This window comes from Pseudomonas sp. W4I3 (assembly GCF_030816195.1).
Taxonomy (GTDB): Bacteria; Pseudomonadota; Gammaproteobacteria; order Pseudomonadales; family Pseudomonadaceae; genus Aquipseudomonas.
Genome location: NZ_JAUSXS010000001.1, coordinates 82713 through 102711 on the forward strand (window position 1 = coordinate 82713; position 19999 = coordinate 102711).

Genomic DNA, 19999 nt, shown 5'->3' on the forward strand with positions numbered 1-19999 from the left:
CGTGACCAGTTAAACACAACCAGACCAACGTGCATCACATTGCCATCACTGTAACGGCACCGCCCATCAATCCCTTAACGCCAGAGTGCATTTTAATAATCGACACAGGCCGAATGTGGGAGGGGGCTTGCTCCCGATAGCGGTTAGTCAGCTACAGAGAAGCTGACTGATGCACAGCTATCGGGGGCAAGCCCCTCCCACATGGACCGCATTGCCAATCTCGGGCCAGTGGCGCCAGACCTGCAAAAAAAAAACCGCCACCCTTGAGGGGTGGCGGTTTTAGATGATTTCGGTGCGGCTTAGTAAGCCAGGCCGAAGTCCTCTTCTTTCATGTCCATCAGGTTGCTGGCGCCCGACAGCATGGTTGCTACGTGGGTGCGGGTACGCGGCAGGATGCGCTGGAAGTAGAAGCGCGCGGTCTGCAGCTTGGCGGTGTAGAACGCCTCTTCGGAGGTACCGGCAGCCAGTTTCTCAGCCGCCAGGCGCGCCATGTCGGCCCAGAAGTAAGCCAGGCACGCGTAACCGGAGTACATCAGGTAATCCACCGAGGCGGCACCGACTTCTTCACGGTCTTTCATCGCGGCCATGCCGACCTTCATGGTCAACTCGCCCCACTCTTTGTTCAGCGCCGCCAGCGGTGCAACGAACTCATTGACCGCGTCATTGCCTTCGTTGGCCTGGCAGAACTTGTGGACGATCTTGGTGAAGCCCTTGAGCGCTTCGCCTTGAGTCATCAGCACTTTACGGCCCAGCAGGTCGAGCGCCTGGATACCGGTGGTGCCTTCGTACAGCATCGAAATACGGCTGTCGCGAACGTTCTGCTCCATGCCCCACTCGGCGATGAAACCGTGGCCGCCGTAGATCTGCACACCGTGGTTGGCTGCTTCAAAGCCGACTTCGGTCATGAATGCCTTGGCGATCGGAGTCATGAAGGCCAGCAGGCCATCGGCCTGTTTCTTGGCTTCGTCGTCGGTGCCGTACTTGACGATGTCCACTTGCTTGGCGGTGAAGTACACCATCGCACGGTTGCCTTCGGCGAAGGCTTTCATGGTCAGCAGCATGCGGCGCACGTCTGGGTGCACGATGATCGGGTCGGCGGCTTTGTCCGGCGCTTTCGGGCCAGTCAGGGAGCGCATTTGCAGGCGATCGCGAGCGTATTTCAGGCCACCCTGGAAACCGATCTCGGCGTGGGCCAGGCCTTGCAGCGCAGTACCCAGGCGAGCGGTGTTCATGAAGGTGAACATGCAGTTCAGGCCTTTGTTCGCCGGGCCGATCAGGTAACCGGTGGCCGCGTCGAAGTTCATCACGCAGGTAGCGTTGCCGTGGATGCCCATCTTGTGTTCCAGGGAGCCACAGGTTACCGCGTTGCGCTCACCGATCGAGCCATCGGCGTTCGGCAGGAACTTGGGCACGATAAACAGCGAGATGCCTTTGGTGCCGGCCGGTGCGTCGGGCAGGCGGGCCAGTACGATGTGGACGATGTTGTCGGCCATGTCGTGTTCACCGGCCGAGATGAAGATTTTGGTGCCGGAGACTTTGTAGGAACCGTCGGCCTGAGGTTCGGCCTTGGTGCGCAACATGCCCAGGTCGGTGCCGCAGTGCGGCTCGGTCAGGCACATGGTGCCGGTCCACTCGCCCGAGACCAGTTTGGTCAGGTAGGCCTCTTGCTGCTCAGGCGTACCGTGCTCGGAAATGGTGTTCATCGCACCGTGGGACAAGCCTGGGTACATGCCCCACGACCAGTTGGCTTCGCCAACCATTTCACTCACGGCAAGGCCCAGGGATTCCGGCAGGCCTTGGCCGCCGTGCTCAACGTCGTGGGCCAGGCTTGGCCAGCCGCCTTCGACGAACTGTTTGTAGGCTTCCTTGAAACCCGCAGGGGTTTTAACGCCTGACTCGCTCCAGGTACACCCTTCGATGTCACCCACGCGGTTCAGCGGTGCCAGCACTTGCTCACAGAACTTGGCGCCTTCTTCGAGAATGGCGTCAACCATGTCCGGCGTAGCGTCCTGGCAAGCCGGCAGGCTTTGATAGTGCGCTTCATAGCCGAGCAGTTCGTCACGAACGAAGCGAATATCACGCAAGGGGGCCTTGTAGTCAGGCATAGCGATAAACCTCTGCTGATGTATCTGGGATGAACAACCGCGTGGATGCGTCAGGGCGGTCAAACAGGTGTTTGAAACATACGTTTACGACCTGGGGTTGTCAAGCGTCGGCCCGATGCCGTTTGTCTTGATACGGGTCAATGGCGCGCACGGCAACGCCTGTGGCGTGATGCCACATGATTAAGAAGTACTAAGCGTTCAGCAGGAAGGCACAAAACAAATGTGGGAGGGGGCTTGCTCCCGATGGCGGTAGGTCAGCTATGAATAAGCTGACTGATAAACCGCTCTCGGGGAGCAAGCCCCCTCCCACGCTTTGAATTGCATAAGGCAGAAGGGTCAGGCGTAGGTGTCGATCAGCGTACCGAGCATTTCGTCCGAAGCCTTGGCGACTTTCGCGCCCAGCTCCACTTGAAACTTGCCCTGGGCCATCTCGACCATATTGCTCGCCGAGTTGGACGCCTGAGCGCGATCGTTGGCCTGCAGACGGTCGCTTTGCGCGGCCGATGGCTGGTTCGTTGCGGCGCTGGCAATGTTGCCGGCGGCCTGGTCGACACGGTTCTGCCCGGCCTGAATCGTACTCAGGCCCGAATAAAACGCGCTGCTTCCAGAGATTTCCATGGCGTAAGCCTGCCTTTAGAGAATCGTGAAGGTGGATTGAAGCAGACATCCTGGCAAAAGGCCCGTCAAAAACGCTAATGGCATATTGCCTTAGCGATAGCCAAAATCAGTCAAGCAGGTCCATTTCCAGGTATGCCGCCACAGCGCTTGCCCCGGCATGCTTGAGTTTCGGCACGCGGCCCAGGCAAGGCGCCGGCAAACGCTCGGCCAACGTGGCGAGGTTTTCTTCCAGACGAGAGGTCTTCGGGTCGATGATATTGGCCACCCAACCGGCCAGCGGCAAACCATCTCGTGCGATCGCTTCGGCCGTGAGCAGTGCATGGCTGATACACCCCAAGCGCACGCCCACCACCAGAATCACCGGTAGCTTGAGCGCAATGGCCAGGTCCGACAGATTGGACTGGTCGGCCAAGGGCACGCGCCAACCGCCGGCGCCTTCGATCAAGGTGAAGTCGGCGTTATGCGCCAGGATCCGCTGCATCGGCTTGAGCAGCGATTGTACCGTCAGCGCGACACCCGCCTCACGGGCGGCCAGGTGCGGCGCAATCGCCGGCTCGAACGCCACCGGGTTGACCTCGGCATACGTCAACGGCAATGAACATTCAGCGAGCAGCGCCAAGGCATCGGCATTGCGCAACCCCTTGGGCGTTATCTGGCAGCCCGACGCTACGGGTTTTCCCGCCGCCGTGCTTTTGCCGGCTTGGCGCGCAGCATGCAGCAGGCCGGCGGCGACGGTGGTCTTGCCCACATCGGTGTCGGTACCGGTGATGAAATACGCAGCGCTCATCGCGGTTTCTCCAGTACGGCGTACACCACCTGATAGGTGGCGGGCAGGCCTTGGGCCTGGCGGAACTGCTCGTAAGCCTGCACCAGCGCCGCAACCCGTGCGCGGCCCGTCAACCCTCCCGGGCGACCCGGGTTGAGGTTATGCGCACCCAAGGCTTTCAACTCGTGCGTCAGGCTGCGCACGTCCGGGTAATGCAGCACATGGGCTTGCCGCTCCAGGCTCTTCACCCGAAAGCCACTGGACGCGCACAGCTGCTGATAAGCCTCGAAACCGCGGAAGCGGTTGACGTGAACCAGGCCATCCGCCGCACGCCAGCTGTCGCGTAATTCCTCCAGGGTCCCGACGCACAGGCTCGCGAAAGCCATCACTCCGCCCGGTTGCAGTACGCAAAAGGCTTCACGAAGGACCGCGTCAAAGTGCGCACACCACTGCACGGCAAGGCTGGAGAAGAGCAGTTCGAAGCTGCCCGTCTTCAGCGGCAAGCGTTCTGCATCGCCGGCGACAAAGTGCTGCGCGCCGCCTGAAGGCCGCGCATGCTTGAGCATCCCCTCGGCAATATCCAGCGCGGTGCCTTGGCTGGCGGGCAGCCGCTCACTCAGTACGCGACTGAAGTAACCCGTGCCACAGCCCAGGTCGAGCCAGCGTTGTGGCGCGAGGCCCGCCGGTAAACGACTCAGCAGTTCATGCCCGACCGCCCGCTGCAACTCGGCCACGCTGTCGTAACTGGCCGCAGCTCTGGAAAACGAGGCCGCCACCTGGCGTTTGTCGGGCAGAGCACCAGGCAAGGGAGGATTGGAGAGATCAGTCATCAACGCACTCATGCAAAAAAGCCTGGATGGCCCCCGCTACACCGTGGGGGTCCTCCAGAAGAAAAGCGTGACCGGCCTGTTCAATCAGGCCGATTTCCACATCGGGCAGCAGCGCCAGCAGGTCACTGGCGGCCTCGGCCGGCACCAGCCCGTCCTGCCCGGCAAACAGGTGCAACTGGGGTCCGCGAAACGCCTGCAAGGCAGCGCGGGTGTCCAATTGGGCGAGCAACTCAAGGCCAGGCATCAGCACGCTGGGCGAAGTGTTCGGCGCCCCGCTGACCAACAGACGCGACAGCCCGCGTGGGTCGACGGCGCCCTTGGCGCACAACAGGCCAAAGCGCTTGAGGGTGACTTGCGAGTCAGCATGGCAACCGGCGAGGAACGCGTCGAACGTTTCAGGGGGCATTGCGTGCGGCCAACCCTCATGGGCGACGAAACACGGGTTGCTCGCCAGGGTGAGCAGGCCGCAGCAACGCTCGCCACGGCGTGCCGCCAGCTCTGAAGCGAGCAGGCCGCCCAGGGACCAGCCGCCGAGCCAGACATTGTCCGGCAGCGTGGCATCCAGTTCGTCGAGCCATTCGGCCAGCTCGCTGGAATCCAGCGCCGGCAGCGGTTCGACCTGCACGCGCAGGTGTTCATTCAAGCCGTGCAACGCCGCGGCCAGCGGCTCCAGCGGTGATACCCCCAGGCCCCAGCCGGGCAGCAATACCAGTCGATCACGCATGCTCGGGCTCCGTAGCGTTTAACATCCGGAAACACGCCTCCAATGCGTTTAACAATAGCTGCACCTGCGCCGCGCTGTGGGCCGCCGTCAACGTCACGCGCAAACGAGCGCCGCCGGCGGGCACGGTGGGGGGGCGGATCGCGGTCACCATCAGCCCGCGCTCGCGCAGCATCTGCGACAGGCGCAGGGCACGTGCGCTGTCGCCAATCAGGATCGGCTGGATCGGCGTGAAACTGTCCATCAGCGCCAGGCCGATCTGCTCGGCGCCCTGGCGAAACTGGCGGATCAAAGCGTTGAGGTGCTCGCGTCGCCAATGCTCGGTGCGCAGCAGCTCCAGGCTTTTCAAGGTGGCGCAGGCCAATGCCGGCGGCTGGCTGGTGGTGTAGATGTACGGCCGGGCGAATTGGATCAGGCTTTCGATCAACTCTTCACTGCCCGCCACAAAGGCCCCGGCGGTGCCGAACGCTTTACCGAGGGTGCCGACCAGTACCGGCACGTCGTCCTGGCTCAAGCCGAAATGCTCGACGATCCCGCCGCCGTTGGCTCCCAGCGGGCCGAAGCCATGGGCGTCGTCCACCATCAACCAGGCGCCCTTGGCCTTGGTTTCACGGGCCAGCGCCGGCAGATCGGCCAGGTCGCCATCCATGCTGAACACGCCGTCGGTGACCACCAGCGTATTACCGGTGGCTTTCTCCAGCCGCTTGGCCAGGCTGGCGGCGTCGTTATGCAGGTAACGGTTGAAACGCGCACCGGACAACAACCCGGCATCGAGCAACGAAGCATGGTTGAGACGGTCTTCCAGCACCGTATCGCCCTGCCCCACCAGCGCCGTGACCGCACCGAGGTTGGCCATGTAACCGGTGGTAAACAGCAAGGCCCGTGGGCGCCCGGTCAGGTCGGCCAGTGCTTCCTCCAGTTCATGGTGCGGCGTGGCATGGCCCACTACCAAGTGCGACGCACCACCACCCACGCCCCAGCGCGACGCACCGGCGCGCCAGGCCTCGATCACTTGCGGATGGTTGGCCAGGCCGAGGTAGTCGTTATTGCAAAAGGCGAGCAGCGGCTTGCCGTCCACCACCACGTCCGGGCCTTGTGGGCTCTGGAGCAAGGGACGATGACGGTAGAGGTGTTCGGCACGGCGGGCAGCGAGGCGCGCGGCGAGATCGAAAGACATGCAGGCCTCGATTTAACAGGTTCAGCTCGGTCAATGTGGGAGGGGGCAAGCCCCCTCCCACATTGGGATTGGGGTTGAGTCAAACAGCGGCGTTGTAGAACTGCTCGCTGCTCTTCTGCTCCACCAGGGCCTGCTCAATCGCTGCCTGATGCACTTCGTCGGCATGCTCTTCACGCGCCTCCGGCAGAATCCCGAGGCGCGAGAACAGTTGCATGTCCTTGTCCGCCTGAGGGTTGGCGGTGGTCAGCAGCTTGTCGCCGTAGAAAATGGAGTTGGCGCCGGCGAAAAACGCCAGGGCCTGCATCTGCTCGTTCATCGCCTCACGGCCAGCCGACAGGCGCACATGGGACTGCGGCATCAGGATGCGCGCCACCGCCAGCATGCGGATGAAGTCGAACGGGTCGATGTCCTCGGCGTTTTCCAGCGGCGTGCCGGCCACCTTGACCAGCATGTTGATCGGCACCGACTCTGGATGCTCCGGCAGGTTGGCCAACTGGATCAGCAGGTTGGCGCGGTCGTCGAGGGACTCGCCCATGCCAAGGATGCCGCCCGAGCAGATCTTCATCCCCGACTCACGCACGTAAGCCAGGGTTTGCAGGCGCTCGCTGTAGGTGCGGGTGGTGATGATCGACCCGTAGAACTCCGGCGAGGTATCGAGGTTGTGGTTGTAGTAATCAAGGCCGGCCTGGGCCAACGCGGCGGTCTGGTCCTGATCGAGACGGCCAAGGGTCATGCAGGTTTCCAGGCCCATGGCTTTCACGCCTTGGACCATCTGCAGCACGTAGGGCATGTCTTTGGCCGATGGATGTTTCCACGCGGCGCCCATGCAGAAACGCGTCGAGCCGATGGCCTTGGCGCGGGCGGCCTCTTCGAGGACCTTCTGCACTTCCATCAGTTTTTCTTTTTCCAGGCCGGTGTTGTAGTGACCGGACTGCGGACAATATTTGCAATCTTCCGGGCAGGCGCCGGTCTTGATCGACAGCAGAGTGGAGACTTGCACGCGGTTGGCGTCGAAATGCGCGCGGTGCACGGTCTGCGCCTGGAACAACAGGTCATTGAACGGCTGCACGAACAGGGCTTTGACTTCGGCCAAAGACCAATCGTGACGCAGGGTGGCAGAGGTGCTGGCGCTCATGGGCGATTCCTTGATTATGCTTTGGCTAACGCTGCGGGAAGGGCAATACCCACAGGCACGACACGGATGCTCGGCATATTTAAGGAAGATTCATGCACTGTCAACCAAGCCACCAACACCAGGTTTACATCTGGTTAAAAAACGTACAAACCTGCTTGATCTGCGATGAGCGGCATGAAAGCCTCGATTGCGTGTGTAACGCCTGCGAAACCGAGCTGCCGTGGCTGACGGAGCAGTGTGAGATTTGCGCCTTGCCTTTACCCATGGACGGGCTGGCCTGCGGCCAATGCCAGAAACAACCGCCCGCTTATCAACACGTCATTACACCTTGGACTTACAGCTTCCCGGTAGACAGCCTGATCAGTCGGTTCAAGCACCAGGCAAACTGGCCGCTGGGGCACCTGCTCGGACGCCTGCTGGGGCGATTCCTGCAACATCGCTTTGAGAATACCGAGCTCACTCGCCCCGATTGCCTGCTGCCAGTACCGATGCCACCCAAACGCCTGCGCCAGCGTGGCTATAACCAAGCCGCGATGTTGGCGCGCTGGCTCAGTGTCGACCTGAATATCCCCTACGATGAACAGCTGTTGTTACGTCCCCATGAAACCATTGCGCAACAGGACCTCGACGCCAAGACGCGCAAGCGCAACCTGCGCAATGCCTTTGCGCTGGCGCCCGGAGCCCGAGTGCAGGGGCGCCACCTGGCGCTGGTCGATGACGTGCTGACTACCGGCGCCACCGCCCACAGCCTGGCGCGGTTATTGGTCAAGGCCGGTGCACGCCGGGTCGATGTGTATTGCCTGGCCCGCACGCCAAAACCCGGCACCTGACTTGACTCCCGTGCCGGCGGGCGGCAACGTCGGCTCACCCCAGCCAAGCGTATCCCCATGTCCCTGACCTCGCCGCTCAGCCAGCACATCATCCGCCGCCCCCAGCGCATTGCCCTGCTGGGGCATATCGCTGAGCAGGGTTCCATCACCCGCGCCGCGAAAAGTGCCGGGTTGAGCTACAAGGCCGCCTGGGACGCCATCGATGAACTGAACAACCTGGCGCAAAAACCGCTGGTGGAGCGCAGCGTCGGTGGCAAAGGCGGTGGCGGCGCCAGGCTGACCGCCGAAGGTGAGCGCGTGCTGCGCCTCTATCAACGCCTGCAAGTGCTGCAAGCCGAAGTACTCGCCACGCAAGAGGCGGCCAGCGACTTCAGCCTGCTGGGCCGCCTTATGTTGCGCACCAGCGCGCGTAACCAACTGCACGGCCGGGTCAGCACGATTGAGCGCCATGGGCGTAATGACCGGGTCCGCCTGGAATTGGCGGGGGGCTTGTACCTGGATGCACAGATCACCCATGACAGCACGCAACGGCTGGAGTTGGAGGCCGGCGTGGAAGTGGTTGCGTTGATCAAGGCCGGATGGCTGGAGTTACTGGCCGTCGGGCAAGCCGCAACACTTGGACACAATTGCATGAGCGGTGTGCTCGAGACGATTCTCGACGCTGAAGACGGCCCCAGCGAGGTGCGTATCGGCCTGCCCAACGGTCAGGTGCTGTGCGCCCTGGCGCCGCCCGCCGCGCTTGCCGCACTCAACGCCGCGCCAGGCCAGCCCATCCAGGTGCAGTTCGCCCCGGCCAATGTATTGCTCGGTACCCCGGTGTAGCCGGCACGCGCCATCAAACTGCAACAATTTCGTCACGCCCGCTCCTTATGGTGTCTGCAAAAACCGTAGGGAGCCTGAGATGAGCCTATTAGAAGAACACCAAGCCACCGACCTCGAACAGATGGTCGGCCTCACCCGTCGCCGCTTTATCGGCGCCGGTGCCCTGTGCGGCGCTGCGATGTTCCTGGGCGGCAACCTGCTCAGCCGCAGCGCGCTGGCCGTGAACGCCGCTTCCGCCAGCCCCTTGCTGGGGTTTGCCAGCATCGCCGCCGCCACCAGCGACACTATTACCCTGCCGCCCGGCTACAGCGCCTCGGTGCTGATCAGTTGGGGCCAGCCCTTGAGCAAGCGTGCGCCGGCGTTCGACCCCTCGGGCAATGGCACGGCCGCGGCCCAGGAGCAGCAGTTTGGCGACAACAATGACGGCATGAGCCTGTTTCCATTTCCAGGCGACGAGCGCCGCGCCCTGATGGCGATCAACAACGAATACACCAACTACCGCTACCTCTACGCCCACGGCGGCGCGCCGCAATCGGCCGAAGACGTGCGCAAGGCGTTAGCCAGTGAAGGCGTTTCGGTTATCGAAATACTGCGCAAGGGTGATACCTGGCAGTTCGTCCAGGACTCACGCTACAACCGGCGCATCCACGGCAACACGCCAATCCGCCTGAGTGGCCCGGCCGCCGGCCACGACTGGTTGAAAACCAGCGCCGACAAAACCGGCAAGAAAGCCCTGGGCACCTTCCAGAACTGCGCCAACGGCAAGACACCATGGGGCACTTACCTCACCTGCGAAGAGAACTTCACCGACTGCTTCGGCAGCAGCAACCCACAGCAAACCTTCGATGCCGGGCAAAAACGCTATGGCGTGGTCGCCGCCAGCAAGGACATCCACTGGCACACCCACGACCCGCGCTTCGACTTGGCTAAGAACCCCAACGAGCTCAACCGCCACGGCTGGGTCGTGGAAATCGACCCGTTCGACCCGCAATCCACCCCGGTCAAGCGCACCGCCCTGGGCCGCTTCAAGCACGAAAACGCCGCCCTGGCAGAAACCCGCGACGGCCGCGCCGTGGTGTACATGGGCGATGACGAACGCGGCGAGTTCATCTACAAGTTCATCAGTCGCGATCCGATCAACCACAACAACCCGAAGGCCAACAAGGATCTGCTTGATCACGGCACCTTGTACGTCGCGATCTTCGACGCGGGCGATGGCGATGCCGATCATCCCAAGGGCAAAGGCCAGTGGGTTGAGCTCACCCATGGCAAAAACGGCATCGATGCCAGCAGCGGCTTTGCCAGCCAGGCCGAAGTGCTGATTCATGCGCGACTGGCCGCCAGCGTGGTGAAAGCCACGCGCATGGATCGCCCGGAATGGATCGTGGTCAGCCCCACCGACGGCCAGGTCTACTGCACCCTCACCAACAACGCCAAGCGCGGCGAAGACGGCCAGCCGGTGGGCGGGCCCAATCCACGCGAGAAGAACGTGTATGGCCAGATCCTGCGCTGGAAAGCCGACGCCGATAACCACGGTGCCACGGACTTCACCTGGGACCTGTTCGTTGTCGCCGGCAACCCCGGCGTACACGCGGGTTCGCCGAAGGGCGGCTCGTCCAACATCAACCCGCAGAATATGTTCAACAGCCCGGACGGCCTGGGCTTCGACAAGGCCGGCCGCCTGTGGATTCTCACCGACGGCGACTACAGCAACGCTGGCGATTTCGCCGGGATGGGCAATAACCAGATGCTCTGCGCCGACCCATCCACGGGAGAAATTCGCCGGTTCATGGTCGGGCCGGTGGCGTGCGAAGTGACCGGGATCAGCTTTTCGCCGGATCAGAAAACCCTGTTCGTGGGCATTCAGCATCCGGGTGAAACCGGAGGGTCGACGTGGCCGGAGCATCTGGCGAATGGCAAGCCGCGTTCGTCGGTGATGGCGATTCGGCGCGATGATGGCGGGATTGTCGGCGCCTGATCGACCGCCATCGGGGGCAAGCCCCCTCCCACATTTTGGACTGCGAATACATTCAAGTGTGTGGAGGGCATGCCCCCTAGACTGTTCCCTGTTACCCACATTTGATTTGTGAACACATTCAACGTGTGGGAGGGGGCTTGCCCCCGATAGCAATGGCACAGACGCCCCCTATCTCAAGCCCGGTGCGTTACCATACCCGGCCGGACGCGGCGCCCTGCTGCGCGCAGGAGTTCGCATGGCCCACCCGTTTGAAACACTCACCCCTGACCTGGTGCTCGACGCCGTCGAAAGCATCGGCTTTCTCAGCGACGCCCGCATATTGGCGCTCAACAGCTACGAAAACCGCGTGTATCAGGTGGGCATCGAAGATTCCGAACCGCTGATCGCCAAGTTCTACCGGCCGCAGCGCTGGACCAACGAGGCGATCCTGGAAGAACACCGCTTCACCTTCGAGCTGGCTGAATGCGAAGTGCCGGTGGTCGCGCCGCTGATCCACAACGGCGAAAGCCTGTTCGAACATCAGGGTTTCCGCTTCACCCTGTTTCCACGCCGTGGCGGCCGGGCGCCAGAGCCGGGCAACCTCGACCAGCTCTATCGCCTCGGGCAATTGCTTGGCCGTTTGCACGCCGTGGGTTCCACCCGCCCGTTCGAACACCGCGAAGCGCTGGGCGTGAAGAATTTCGGCCACGACTCCCTGACCACCCTGCTCGAAGGCAACTTCATTCCCAAGAGCCTGTTGCCGGCCTACGAGTCCGTGGCCCGCGACCTGCTCAAGCGCGTGGAGGAGGTATACAAGGCCACCCCGCACAAGAACATCCGCATGCACGGCGACTGCCACCCCGGCAACATGATGTGCCGCGACGAGATGTTCCACATTGTCGACCTGGACGACTGCCGCATGGGCCCGGCGGTGCAGGACCTGTGGATGATGCTGGCCGGCGATCGCCAGGAATGCCTGGGCCAACTGTCGGAGTTGATGGACGGTTACCAGGAGTTCCACGACTTCGATCCACGTGAACTGGCGCTGATCGAGCCTTTGCGCGCCCTGCGCCTGATGCACTACAGCGCCTGGCTGGCGCGGCGTTGGGATGACCCGGCATTTCCCCACAGCTTCCCCTGGTTTGGCAGCGAGCGTTACTGGGGCGATCAGGTGCTGGCGTTGCGTGAGCAGTTGTCGGCACTCAATGAAGAACCGCTGAAACTGTTCTGACCGCTTTCGCTTTATGTGGGAGGGGGCTTGCCCCCGATGACGGTCTACCTGTCAGCCTATCTTTAGCTGACACACTGCTATCGGGGGCAAGCCACCTCCCACATAGAGCAAAGCAGGTCCCACTGCCTGGCAAATATCCTTACAATTGCCCTTTGTTAGCTGCCTAAGCAAGGACTCTGCAATGCACGCCGCCAACCCTCGCAAGGGGTACATCCTAGGCCTGAGTGCCTATGTCATCTGGGGTCTGTTCCCGCTCTATTTCAAAGCCATCGCCAGCGTGCCCGCCGCCGAGATCATCGTGCATCGAGTGCTGTGGTCGGCGCTGTTCGGCGGTTTGCTGTTGATGGTATGGAAACACCCGGGCTGGTTTCGCGAGCTACGCGACAACCCCCAGCGCCTGGCGATCCTCGCCCTCAGTGGCTCGCTGATCGCCGCCAATTGGCTGACCTACGTGTGGTCGGTCAACACGGGGCGCATGCTTGAAGCGAGCCTGGGTTACTACATCAACCCGCTGGTGAATGTGTTGCTGGGCATGCTGCTGCTCGGCGAACGCCTGCGTCGTCTGCAATGGGTGGCCGTGGGTTTGGCGGCGGCCGGTGTGGCGCAACAAGTGTGGCAAGTCGGCAGCTTGCCGTGGGTGTCGCTGGCGTTGGCGCTGACGTTTGGCTTCTATGGTTTGATCCGCAAGCAGGCGCCGGTCAAGGCGCTGCCGGGGCTGGTGGTTGAAACCTGGATGCTGGTACCGATCGCCATCGCGTGGTTGTTGTTCAACCCCACAGCGCACAGTGCACAAATGGCCTTCTGGAGCACCTCCGAGGCGTGGTGGCTGGTGGCCGCAGGGCCCGTCACGCTGGTCCCGCTGGTGTGTTTCAACGCCGCCGCACGGCATTTGCCCTACACTGCCTTGGGCTTTTTGCAGTACGTCGCGCCAACCCTGGTGCTGCTGGAAGCCGTGTTGCTGTTCGGCGAGCACCTGGCGCCCAGTACGTTGACCGCCTTCGCCTTCATCTGGGCCGGCCTGGTTATCTACAGCGTGGACGCCTGGCTGAGCGTGCGCAAACGCTGATCAAATAACGTACAACCCTCTGCAAGCCACAGCCGTCGTGGCTTGCAGCGATTCACCCCAAGGTTATCCACAACCTGATCCCCGCCATTTGTGCACAAGCGATTGAAACTGCTCGTTTTTTGCTCAGCTGGCGAAGAAGCCCGGCCGACGTGGCCTGGCGTCGTGTCTCTACAGGTTATCCACAGGCCCATGCAAGATTTCCATGCATAACCCTGTGCGTGGCTATTCTTCGTTGTGCAGTTCCACCATCAGGTCGTCCGCCAGGGTTTCCAGGGAGGCCTGCAAGGTTTCCAGGGACAGCGTGGAAGGCACCTGCAATAAGGCCTCGGCGCTGAACAGCGGATCGCCGCTCATCGGGGCCGGGCGCACCTCGGTGCTCAGGCGCTCCAGGTTGACGCCCTGCTTGCTCAACAGCGCAGTAATCTCGCGCACGATGCCCGAGCGGTCGTTGCCTACCAGGGTCATCACAATCGGCTTGGAAGCCGACGCCTGCCCGGAGCTGCCCTCCCCCACCAGCACGCGAATGCCGTGTGTGGATAAATCCTCCAGTGCTCCCACCAAAGCCTGACGACTCTGCGCCGGCACACTGACCCGCAGGATCCCGGCGAACTGCCCAGCCATATGCGCCATGCGGCTTTCCAGCCAGTTGCCACCGTGGGCGGCGATGTTCTGCGCGATGCGTTCAACCAGGCCGGGTTTGTCGGCGGCAATAATTGTGAGTACAAGATGGTCCATGGCGAAGCCCTCTGGAAGTCAATCTACAAGGTGGACCCGGGAGCCCTCGAAAACAAATCGTGTACCATTTTTATATTTATCTGGAACAATCCAATAGTTTTTTGAGAACATCCGGTTCTCCGCTGTGACCGTACGACCAAAGTGGGTCGCTAAACGACGTATTTAGTCTAATTTTCACAACCGCAAGTCATCATGTAGTATGCCCAACCGTGCACTACATAATGAAAATCTGAAAAAGCGCATAAGCTCCGCAGAGTGAGGCAAGCAATGACTGAACACGTTCAAGTCGGTGGCCTGCAGGTCGCCAAAGTCCTGTTCGACTTCGTGAACAACGAAGCCATTCCCGGTACCGGCATTACTGCCGACCAGTTCTGGGCCGGTGCCGACAAGGTCATCCACGACCTGGCCCCGAAGAACAAAGCCCTACTCGCCAAACGCGACGATTTCCAGGCGCGGATCGATACCTGGCACCAGACCCATGCCGGCCAGGCCCACGACCCGGTGGCCTACAAAGCCTTCCTTCAAGACATTGGATACCTGCTGCCAGAAGCCGCGGATTTCCAGGCCTCGACGCAAAACGTCGATGACGAGATCGCACGCATGGCCGGCCCCCAGCTGGTGGTGCCGGTGATGAATGCGCGCTTTGCCCTCAACGCTTCGAATGCGCGCTGGGGTTCGCTGTACGACGCGCTCTATGGCACCGACGCCATCAGCGAAGCCAACGGCGCTGAGAAGGGCAAGGGCTATAACAAAGTGCGCGGCGACAAGGTCATCGCCTTCGCCCGTGCGTTCCTCGACGAAGCCGCGCCGCTGAGCGCGGGCAGCCACGCCGAGTCCACCGGCTACAAGATCGTCGACGGCACGCTGATCGTCAGCCTCAAGGGCGGCAGCAACAGCGGCCTGCGTGACGACGCGCAGTTGATCGGCTTCCAGGGCCCCGCCGCAGAGCCGATTGCGATCCTGCTCAAGCACAACGGCCTGCACTTCGAGATCCAGATCGACGCCAGCACCCCGGTCGGCCAGACCGACGCCGCCGGCGTCAAAGACGTGCTGATGGAAGCCGCACTCACCACCATCATGGACTGCGAAGACTCCGTGGCCGCCGTGGATGCCGACGACAAAGTGGTGATCTACCGCAACTGGCTCGGCCTGATGAAGGGCGACCTGGCCGAAGAAGTGGCCAAGGGCGGCAAGACCTTCACCCGCACCATGAACCCTGACCGCGTCTACACCGGCGTGGACGGCAACGACGTCACCCTGCATGGCCGTTCGCTGCTGTTCGTGCGCAACGTTGGCCACTTGATGACCATCGACGCCATCCTCGACAAAGACGGCAACGAAGTGCCGGAAGGCATCCTCGACGGTTTGCTCACCAGCCTGGCGGCGATCCACAGCCTCAACGGCAACAGCACGCGCAAGAACAGCCGCACCGGTTCGGTGTACATCGTCAAACCGAAAATGCACGGCCCCGAAGAAGCAGCGTTCACCAACGAGCTGTTCGGCCGTATCGAAGACGTGCTTAACCTGCCGCGCAATACGCTGAAAGTCGGGATCATGGACGAGGAACGCCGTACCACGGTCAACCTCAAGGCCTGTATCAAGGCGGCCAGCGAGCGCGTGGTGTTTATCAACACCGGCTTCCTCGACCGCACCGGCGACGAAATCCACACCTCCATGGAAGCCGGCGCGATGGTGCGCAAGGCGGCCATGAAAGCCGAAAAATGGATCGGCGCCTATGAGAACTGGAACGTTGATATCGGCTTGAGCACCGGCCTGCAAGGGCGTGCGCAAATCGGTAAAGGCATGTGGGCGATGCCCGACCTGATGGCCGCGATGCTCGAACAGAAAATCGCCCACCCTCTGGCCGGCGCCAATACCGCCTGGGTACCTTCGCCCACGGCTGCCGCGCTGCACGCGTTGCATTACCACAAGGTCGATGTGTTCGCCCGCCAGGCCGAGTTGGCCAAGCGCGAACGCGCCTCGGTGGACGACATCCTCACCATTCCTCTGGCCAGCAACACCGATTGGTCCGAAGAAGAAATCCGCAACGAACTGGACAACAATGCCCAGGGCATCCTTGGCTATGTGGTGCGCTGGATCGACCAGGGCGTGGGTTGCTCGAAGGTGCCGGACATCAACGATGTGGGCCTGATGGAAGACCGCGCCACCCTGCGTATCTCCAGCCAGCACATCGCCAACTGGTTGCGCCATGGCATCGTCAACGAAGCCCAGGTGATGGAAAGCCTCAAGCGCATGGCGCCGGTGGTAGACCGTCAGAACGCAGGGGACGCGTTGTACCGTCCGCTGGCGCCGGACTTCGACAGCAACATCGCGTTCCAGGCGGCGGTGGAGTTGGTGATTGAAGGGACCCAGCAACCGAATGGGTATACCGAGCCGGTGTTGCATCGCAGGCGTCGGGAGTTCAAGGCTAAGAACGGCCTGTAAATGAAAAAAGCCCTGATCGAGAGATCGGGGCTTTTTTTGGTTTGTAGGGTGGCCGAACTTGCCCCCGATGAGGCCATCCCAACCACCCCAAACTCAGGAAACCATCCCCAACTCCCGCTTCACCAACTTCGCCAGCTTCGCGCTATCGATCGGCTTGAGCAAAAAGTCCACCACACTCAAATGCATCGCATCAATCACATCCAGGGCTTCGGCATCGCCGGACATGATGATGATCGGCAGCGCCGCACGGGTCGAATCGCGCACTTTTCGGATCAACTCCAAACCGTTGCTCGGCGCCATGCGCAGGTCGGTGATCAATAAACCGATGGAGCTAGTGGACGTCAACAAATCCCACGCTGTCTCACCACTGTCAGCCGTCATGCAGCGAATGCCGTCCAGCCCCAGGATTTCCGCCAGCAGTTCACGCGCATCCTTGTCGTCGTCCACGATCAACACACGTTGGGGCGGTAAATCAGGCTCCAGCATCACGGCGCTCAGCGCCTCGCGCTCGGCATCACTTAAAATATCGTGGTCGGACATACGTTTCTCAGCAGTTCTCATCAAGCTCCCAGCACACTCGTCAGACATCTGCGGGAGGGGGAACAATGTGCACTTCGTCGGAAAGTTTGCCTAGTGGGTGTTCTACGGGTTTTGGACGATAGTCATGTAAGGTTTTTCCCTAGTTTTGCCCAGGTCTCACCAACCTAGACTTACGTCCAATGGGCACCCGCGGTGCAGGAGTCGACCATGCAGCACGATAACGACAAAAAAACTGCGGTCACTGTTATGAGTAAAGCTGATGCTTTCACGCAGGCGGGTAAAACCGCCGTGTTGCAGAATATCCACGGCACCCTGCAATTCCTGCAACGCTTCCCGCCGTTCAACCAGATGGAAAACGCGCACCTGGCGTTTCTGGTGGAACAGTGCCAACTGCGCTTCTACGGCCCCGGCGAGAGCATCCTCAAACCGTCGGGCGGGCCGGTCGAGCATTTCTATATTGTCAAGCAGGGCCGCGTGGTCGGCAAGCGGCCGGACTCCACGGACACCACGTTCGAAATCACCACCGGCGAGTGCTTCCCCCTCGCCGCCTTGCTCGGTGAACGCGCCACCCGCACCGAGCATAAAGCTTGCGAAGACACCTTCTGCCTGCAACTGAACAAGATGGCGTTCATCAAGCTGTTCGCCCTTTCCAGCCCGTTTCGTGATTTCGCCTTGCGCGGTGTCAGCAGCCTGCTCGACCAGGTCAACCAGCAAGTGCAGCAAAAAGCCGTGGAAACCCTCGGCACCCAATACTCCTTGAACACGCGCCTGGGCGAACTGGCCATGCGCCACCCGGTCACCTGTAGCCCGGACACGGCGCTGCGCGAAGCGGTAACGCTGATGCATGAGCAGCAGGTCGGCAGCATTGTGATTGTCGATGAGCACAAGGCGCCGCTGGGCATCTTCACCTTGCGCGACCTGCGCCAAGTGGTGGCCGATGGCACCGGTGATTTCAGCCAGGGCATTGATCGCCACATGACCCAGGCGCCGTTCTTCCTGACCCCGGACCACAGCGCGTTCGACGCGGCGATCGCGATGACCGAGCGACATATCGCCCACGTGTGCCTGGTCAAGGACCAGCGCCTGTGTGGGGTGGTCTCGGAGCGCGATCTGTTTTCCCTGCAGCGTGTCGACCTGGTGCACCTGGCGCGTACCATCCGCAACGCGTCCAGAGTGGAGCAGTTGGTAGCGATCCGCGGCGAAATCGGCCAACTGGTCGAACGCATGCTGGCCCACGGTGCTTCGTCTACGCAGATCACCCACATTATTACCTTGCTGAACGATCACACCGTGTGCCGCGTAATCGAGCTGACCCTGGCGGAAAAAGGCGACCCCGGCGTGCCCTTCAGTTGGCTGTGCTTTGGCAGCGAAGGCCGCCGTGAACAGACGCTGTACACCGACCAGGACAACGGCATCCTGTTCGAAGCCCGCGACGCGGTTGAAGCCGCCGAGATTCGCGAGCGCCTGCTGCCCCTGGCGCAACAGATCAACCAGAGCCTGGCGCTGTGCGGCTTCAGCCTGTGCAAGGGCAATATCATGGCTGGCAACCCGCAGCTGTGTCTGTCACGGGCCGAGTGGGCCCGGCGGTTTGCCGCCTTCATCCGCGAAGCCACGCCGGAGAACCTGCTGGGCTCGAGCATCTATTTCGATTTGCGGGTGGTGTGGGGCGACGAACAAGGTTGCGAGCAGTTGCGCCAAGGCATTCTCGATCAGGTGGCGGACAACCGCTTGTTCCAGCGCATGCTGGCCGAGAATGCCCTGCGCCAGCGCCCGCCTGTAGGGCGTTTTCGCGAGTTCGTGCTGACGCGCAAAAGCGGTGAGAAGGCCACCCTGGACCTCAAGGTGCAAGGCCTCACGCCATTTGTGGACGGGGCGCGCCTGCTCGCCCTGGCCAACAACGTGCACGCCAACAACACCCTGGAGCGGCTGCGTCAGTTGGTCGCCAAGGAAGTGATCGAGCCGCTGGACGGTGCCGCTTATGAAGAGGCCTATCACTTCATCCAGCAAACCCGCATGCAGCAGCACCAGGTGCAGACGCGGGAAAACCTGCCCTATTCCAACCGCGTCGATCCCGACAGCCTCAACCACCTGGACCGTCGCATCCTGCGCGAATCCCTGCGTCAGGCCCAGCGCCTGCAAAGCAACCTGACCTTGCGGTATCAGCTGTGAGTCTGTTCGGTTGGCTGCACGCCAGAAAACCCAGGCTCGACGCGGCGCAGCAGCAACGCCTGGCCCAACTGCGCGCGCCCGCAGCGCTGGGCAATATCCCGTTGCGCAGCCAGCGCTGGGTGGTGGTCGACCTGGAAACCCAGCGGCCTGCACCTCAACCGTGACCAGGTGCTGTCCATCGGCGCCGTGGTGATCGAAGACGGCGCGGTGGATTTCTCGCAGATGTTCGAACGCACCCTGCAGCGCACCGCCACCAAACTCAGCCCCAGCGTGTTGATCCACGGCCTCGGCCCGAGTGCAATCGCGGCGGGCAGCGACCCGGTGGATGCGCTGCTGGATTTCATGGAATTCGTGGGCGACAGCCCGTTGCTGGCCTTCCATGCACCGTTCGATCAACACATGCTGTGCCGGGCACTCAAGGACAGTCTGGGATATCGCCTGGCCCATGTGTTTCTGGATGTAGCCGATATCGCCCCGCTGCTCTGCCCCGAAGCGAACATCCGTGAGGCCGGGCTGGATGACTGGATCAACCATTTCAAGCTGCAGGTAGGCGAGCGCCACCACGCCAGCGCCGATGCGCTGGCGACGGCGGAACTGATGCTGATCCTGTTCAGCCGGGCGCGCCAGCAACACATCGACACGCCCCAGGCGCTGCAAGAGCGCTTGAGCCAATGGCGGCGGCGTAAGCACACGCCGTCGTTCTAGGGACGCGGAGCGTCCGGGGCTGCATTCCCACGCGGAGCGTGGGAACGATTGCGCGGCGATCGCCCGACAGACGCCAATTGCGCGTACATCACGCCTCTGACACAATCGCGAATAATTCTCGTTAGTTTAAACTTTATTCGGTGATGC

At 61.9% G+C, this 19999-nt stretch carries 16 protein-coding genes and 1 pseudogene; 8 read left to right on the plus strand and 9 right to left on the minus strand.

Annotation, left to right across the window (positions count from 1 at the left end):
- Window positions 1-299: 299 nt before the first annotated feature.
- The 7 genes from QF045_RS00385 to bioB form a co-directional block, all read right to left on the minus strand.
- On the minus strand, window positions 300-2105 hold the full coding sequence (locus tag QF045_RS00385) for a phenylacyl-CoA dehydrogenase (protein ID WP_306490609.1): 1806 nt from the start codon (window positions 2103-2105) through the stop codon (window positions 300-302).
- A 336-nt stretch (window positions 2106-2441) separates the two neighbouring features.
- Window positions 2442-2723, minus strand: a complete 282-nt coding sequence (locus QF045_RS00390; protein ID WP_124388469.1) for a pyrroloquinoline quinone biosynthesis protein PqqE — start codon at window positions 2721-2723, stop codon at window positions 2442-2444.
- Window positions 2724-2829: 106 nt separating this feature from the next.
- On the minus strand, window positions 2830-3510 hold the full coding sequence (gene bioD, locus QF045_RS00395; RefSeq protein ID WP_306490610.1) for a dethiobiotin synthase: 681 nt from the start codon (window positions 3508-3510) through the stop codon (window positions 2830-2832).
- Window positions 3507-4319 carry a malonyl-ACP O-methyltransferase BioC gene (gene bioC, locus QF045_RS00400; RefSeq protein WP_306490611.1) on the minus strand — a complete coding sequence of 271 codons (813 nt, stop codon included), beginning with the start codon at window positions 4317-4319 and terminating at the stop codon, window positions 3507-3509. The genes bioD and bioC overlap by 4 nt, the downstream gene beginning before the upstream one ends.
- On the minus strand, window positions 4312-5043 hold the full coding sequence (locus tag QF045_RS00405) for an alpha/beta fold hydrolase (protein ID WP_306490612.1): 732 nt from the start codon (window positions 5041-5043) through the stop codon (window positions 4312-4314). The genes bioC and QF045_RS00405 overlap by 8 nt, the downstream gene beginning before the upstream one ends.
- The gene (bioF, locus tag QF045_RS00410) at window positions 5036-6217 is read right to left on the minus strand and encodes an 8-amino-7-oxononanoate synthase (protein ID WP_306490613.1); all 1182 of its coding nucleotides are present in this window, start codon (window positions 6215-6217) and stop codon (window positions 5036-5038) included. The genes QF045_RS00405 and bioF overlap by 8 nt, the downstream gene beginning before the upstream one ends.
- A gap of 79 nt (window positions 6218-6296) precedes the next feature.
- The gene (bioB, locus tag QF045_RS00415; protein ID WP_306490614.1) at window positions 6297-7352 is read right to left on the minus strand and encodes a biotin synthase BioB; all 1056 of its coding nucleotides are present in this window, start codon (window positions 7350-7352) and stop codon (window positions 6297-6299) included.
- 92 nt (window positions 7353-7444) lie between these two features.
- Between bioB and QF045_RS00420 the strand changes: the two genes are divergently transcribed.
- The 5 genes from QF045_RS00420 to rarD all read left to right on the plus strand — a co-directional run bounded on the left by QF045_RS00420 (window position 7445) and on the right by rarD (window position 13258).
- Window positions 7445-8182, plus strand: a complete 738-nt coding sequence (locus QF045_RS00420; protein WP_306490615.1) for a ComF family protein — start codon at window positions 7445-7447, stop codon at window positions 8180-8182.
- A gap of 57 nt (window positions 8183-8239) precedes the next feature.
- Window positions 8240-9004, plus strand: coding sequence for a TOBE domain-containing protein (locus QF045_RS00425; protein ID WP_306490616.1), 765 nt, complete (start codon window positions 8240-8242; stop codon window positions 9002-9004).
- 79 nt (window positions 9005-9083) lie between these two features.
- The gene (locus QF045_RS00430; RefSeq protein WP_306490617.1) at window positions 9084-10982 is read left to right on the plus strand and encodes a PhoX family phosphatase; all 1899 of its coding nucleotides are present in this window, start codon (window positions 9084-9086) and stop codon (window positions 10980-10982) included.
- 235 nt (window positions 10983-11217) lie between these two features.
- Entirely contained in the window at window positions 11218-12192 is a 975-nt protein-coding gene (locus QF045_RS00435; RefSeq protein WP_306490618.1) for a serine/threonine protein kinase, read from the plus strand.
- A 181-nt stretch (window positions 12193-12373) separates the two neighbouring features.
- On the plus strand, window positions 12374-13258 hold the full coding sequence (gene rarD / locus QF045_RS00440) for an EamA family transporter RarD (RefSeq protein WP_306490619.1): 885 nt from the start codon (window positions 12374-12376) through the stop codon (window positions 13256-13258).
- A gap of 222 nt (window positions 13259-13480) precedes the next feature.
- Here the strand turns inward: rarD and QF045_RS00445 are convergent, their stop codons facing one another.
- Window positions 13481-13993, minus strand: coding sequence for a glycine cleavage system protein R (locus QF045_RS00445; protein WP_306490620.1), 513 nt, complete (start codon window positions 13991-13993; stop codon window positions 13481-13483).
- Window positions 13994-14260: 267 nt separating this feature from the next.
- On the opposite strand from QF045_RS00445, the gene QF045_RS00450 reads away from it, so the two are divergent.
- Window positions 14261-16438 carry a malate synthase G gene (locus tag QF045_RS00450; RefSeq protein WP_306490621.1) on the plus strand — a complete coding sequence of 726 codons (2178 nt, stop codon included), beginning with the start codon at window positions 14261-14263 and terminating at the stop codon, window positions 16436-16438.
- 93 nt (window positions 16439-16531) lie between these two features.
- Here QF045_RS00450 and QF045_RS00455 read toward each other — a convergent pair whose 3' ends face one another.
- Window positions 16532-16978, minus strand: a complete 447-nt coding sequence (locus QF045_RS00455; protein ID WP_306490622.1) for a response regulator — start codon at window positions 16976-16978, stop codon at window positions 16532-16534.
- Window positions 16979-17224: 246 nt separating this feature from the next.
- Here QF045_RS00455 and QF045_RS00460 point away from each other — a divergent pair, with 246 nt between their 5' ends.
- On the plus strand, window positions 17225-19147 hold the full coding sequence (locus QF045_RS00460) for a DUF294 nucleotidyltransferase-like domain-containing protein (RefSeq protein ID WP_306490623.1): 1923 nt from the start codon (window positions 17225-17227) through the stop codon (window positions 19145-19147).
- Window positions 19144-19852: pseudogene (locus QF045_RS00465) on the plus strand (PolC-type DNA polymerase III). The gene QF045_RS00460 and the pseudogene QF045_RS00465 overlap by 4 nt, the downstream one beginning before the upstream one ends.
- Window positions 19853-19999: the final 147 nt, after the last annotated feature.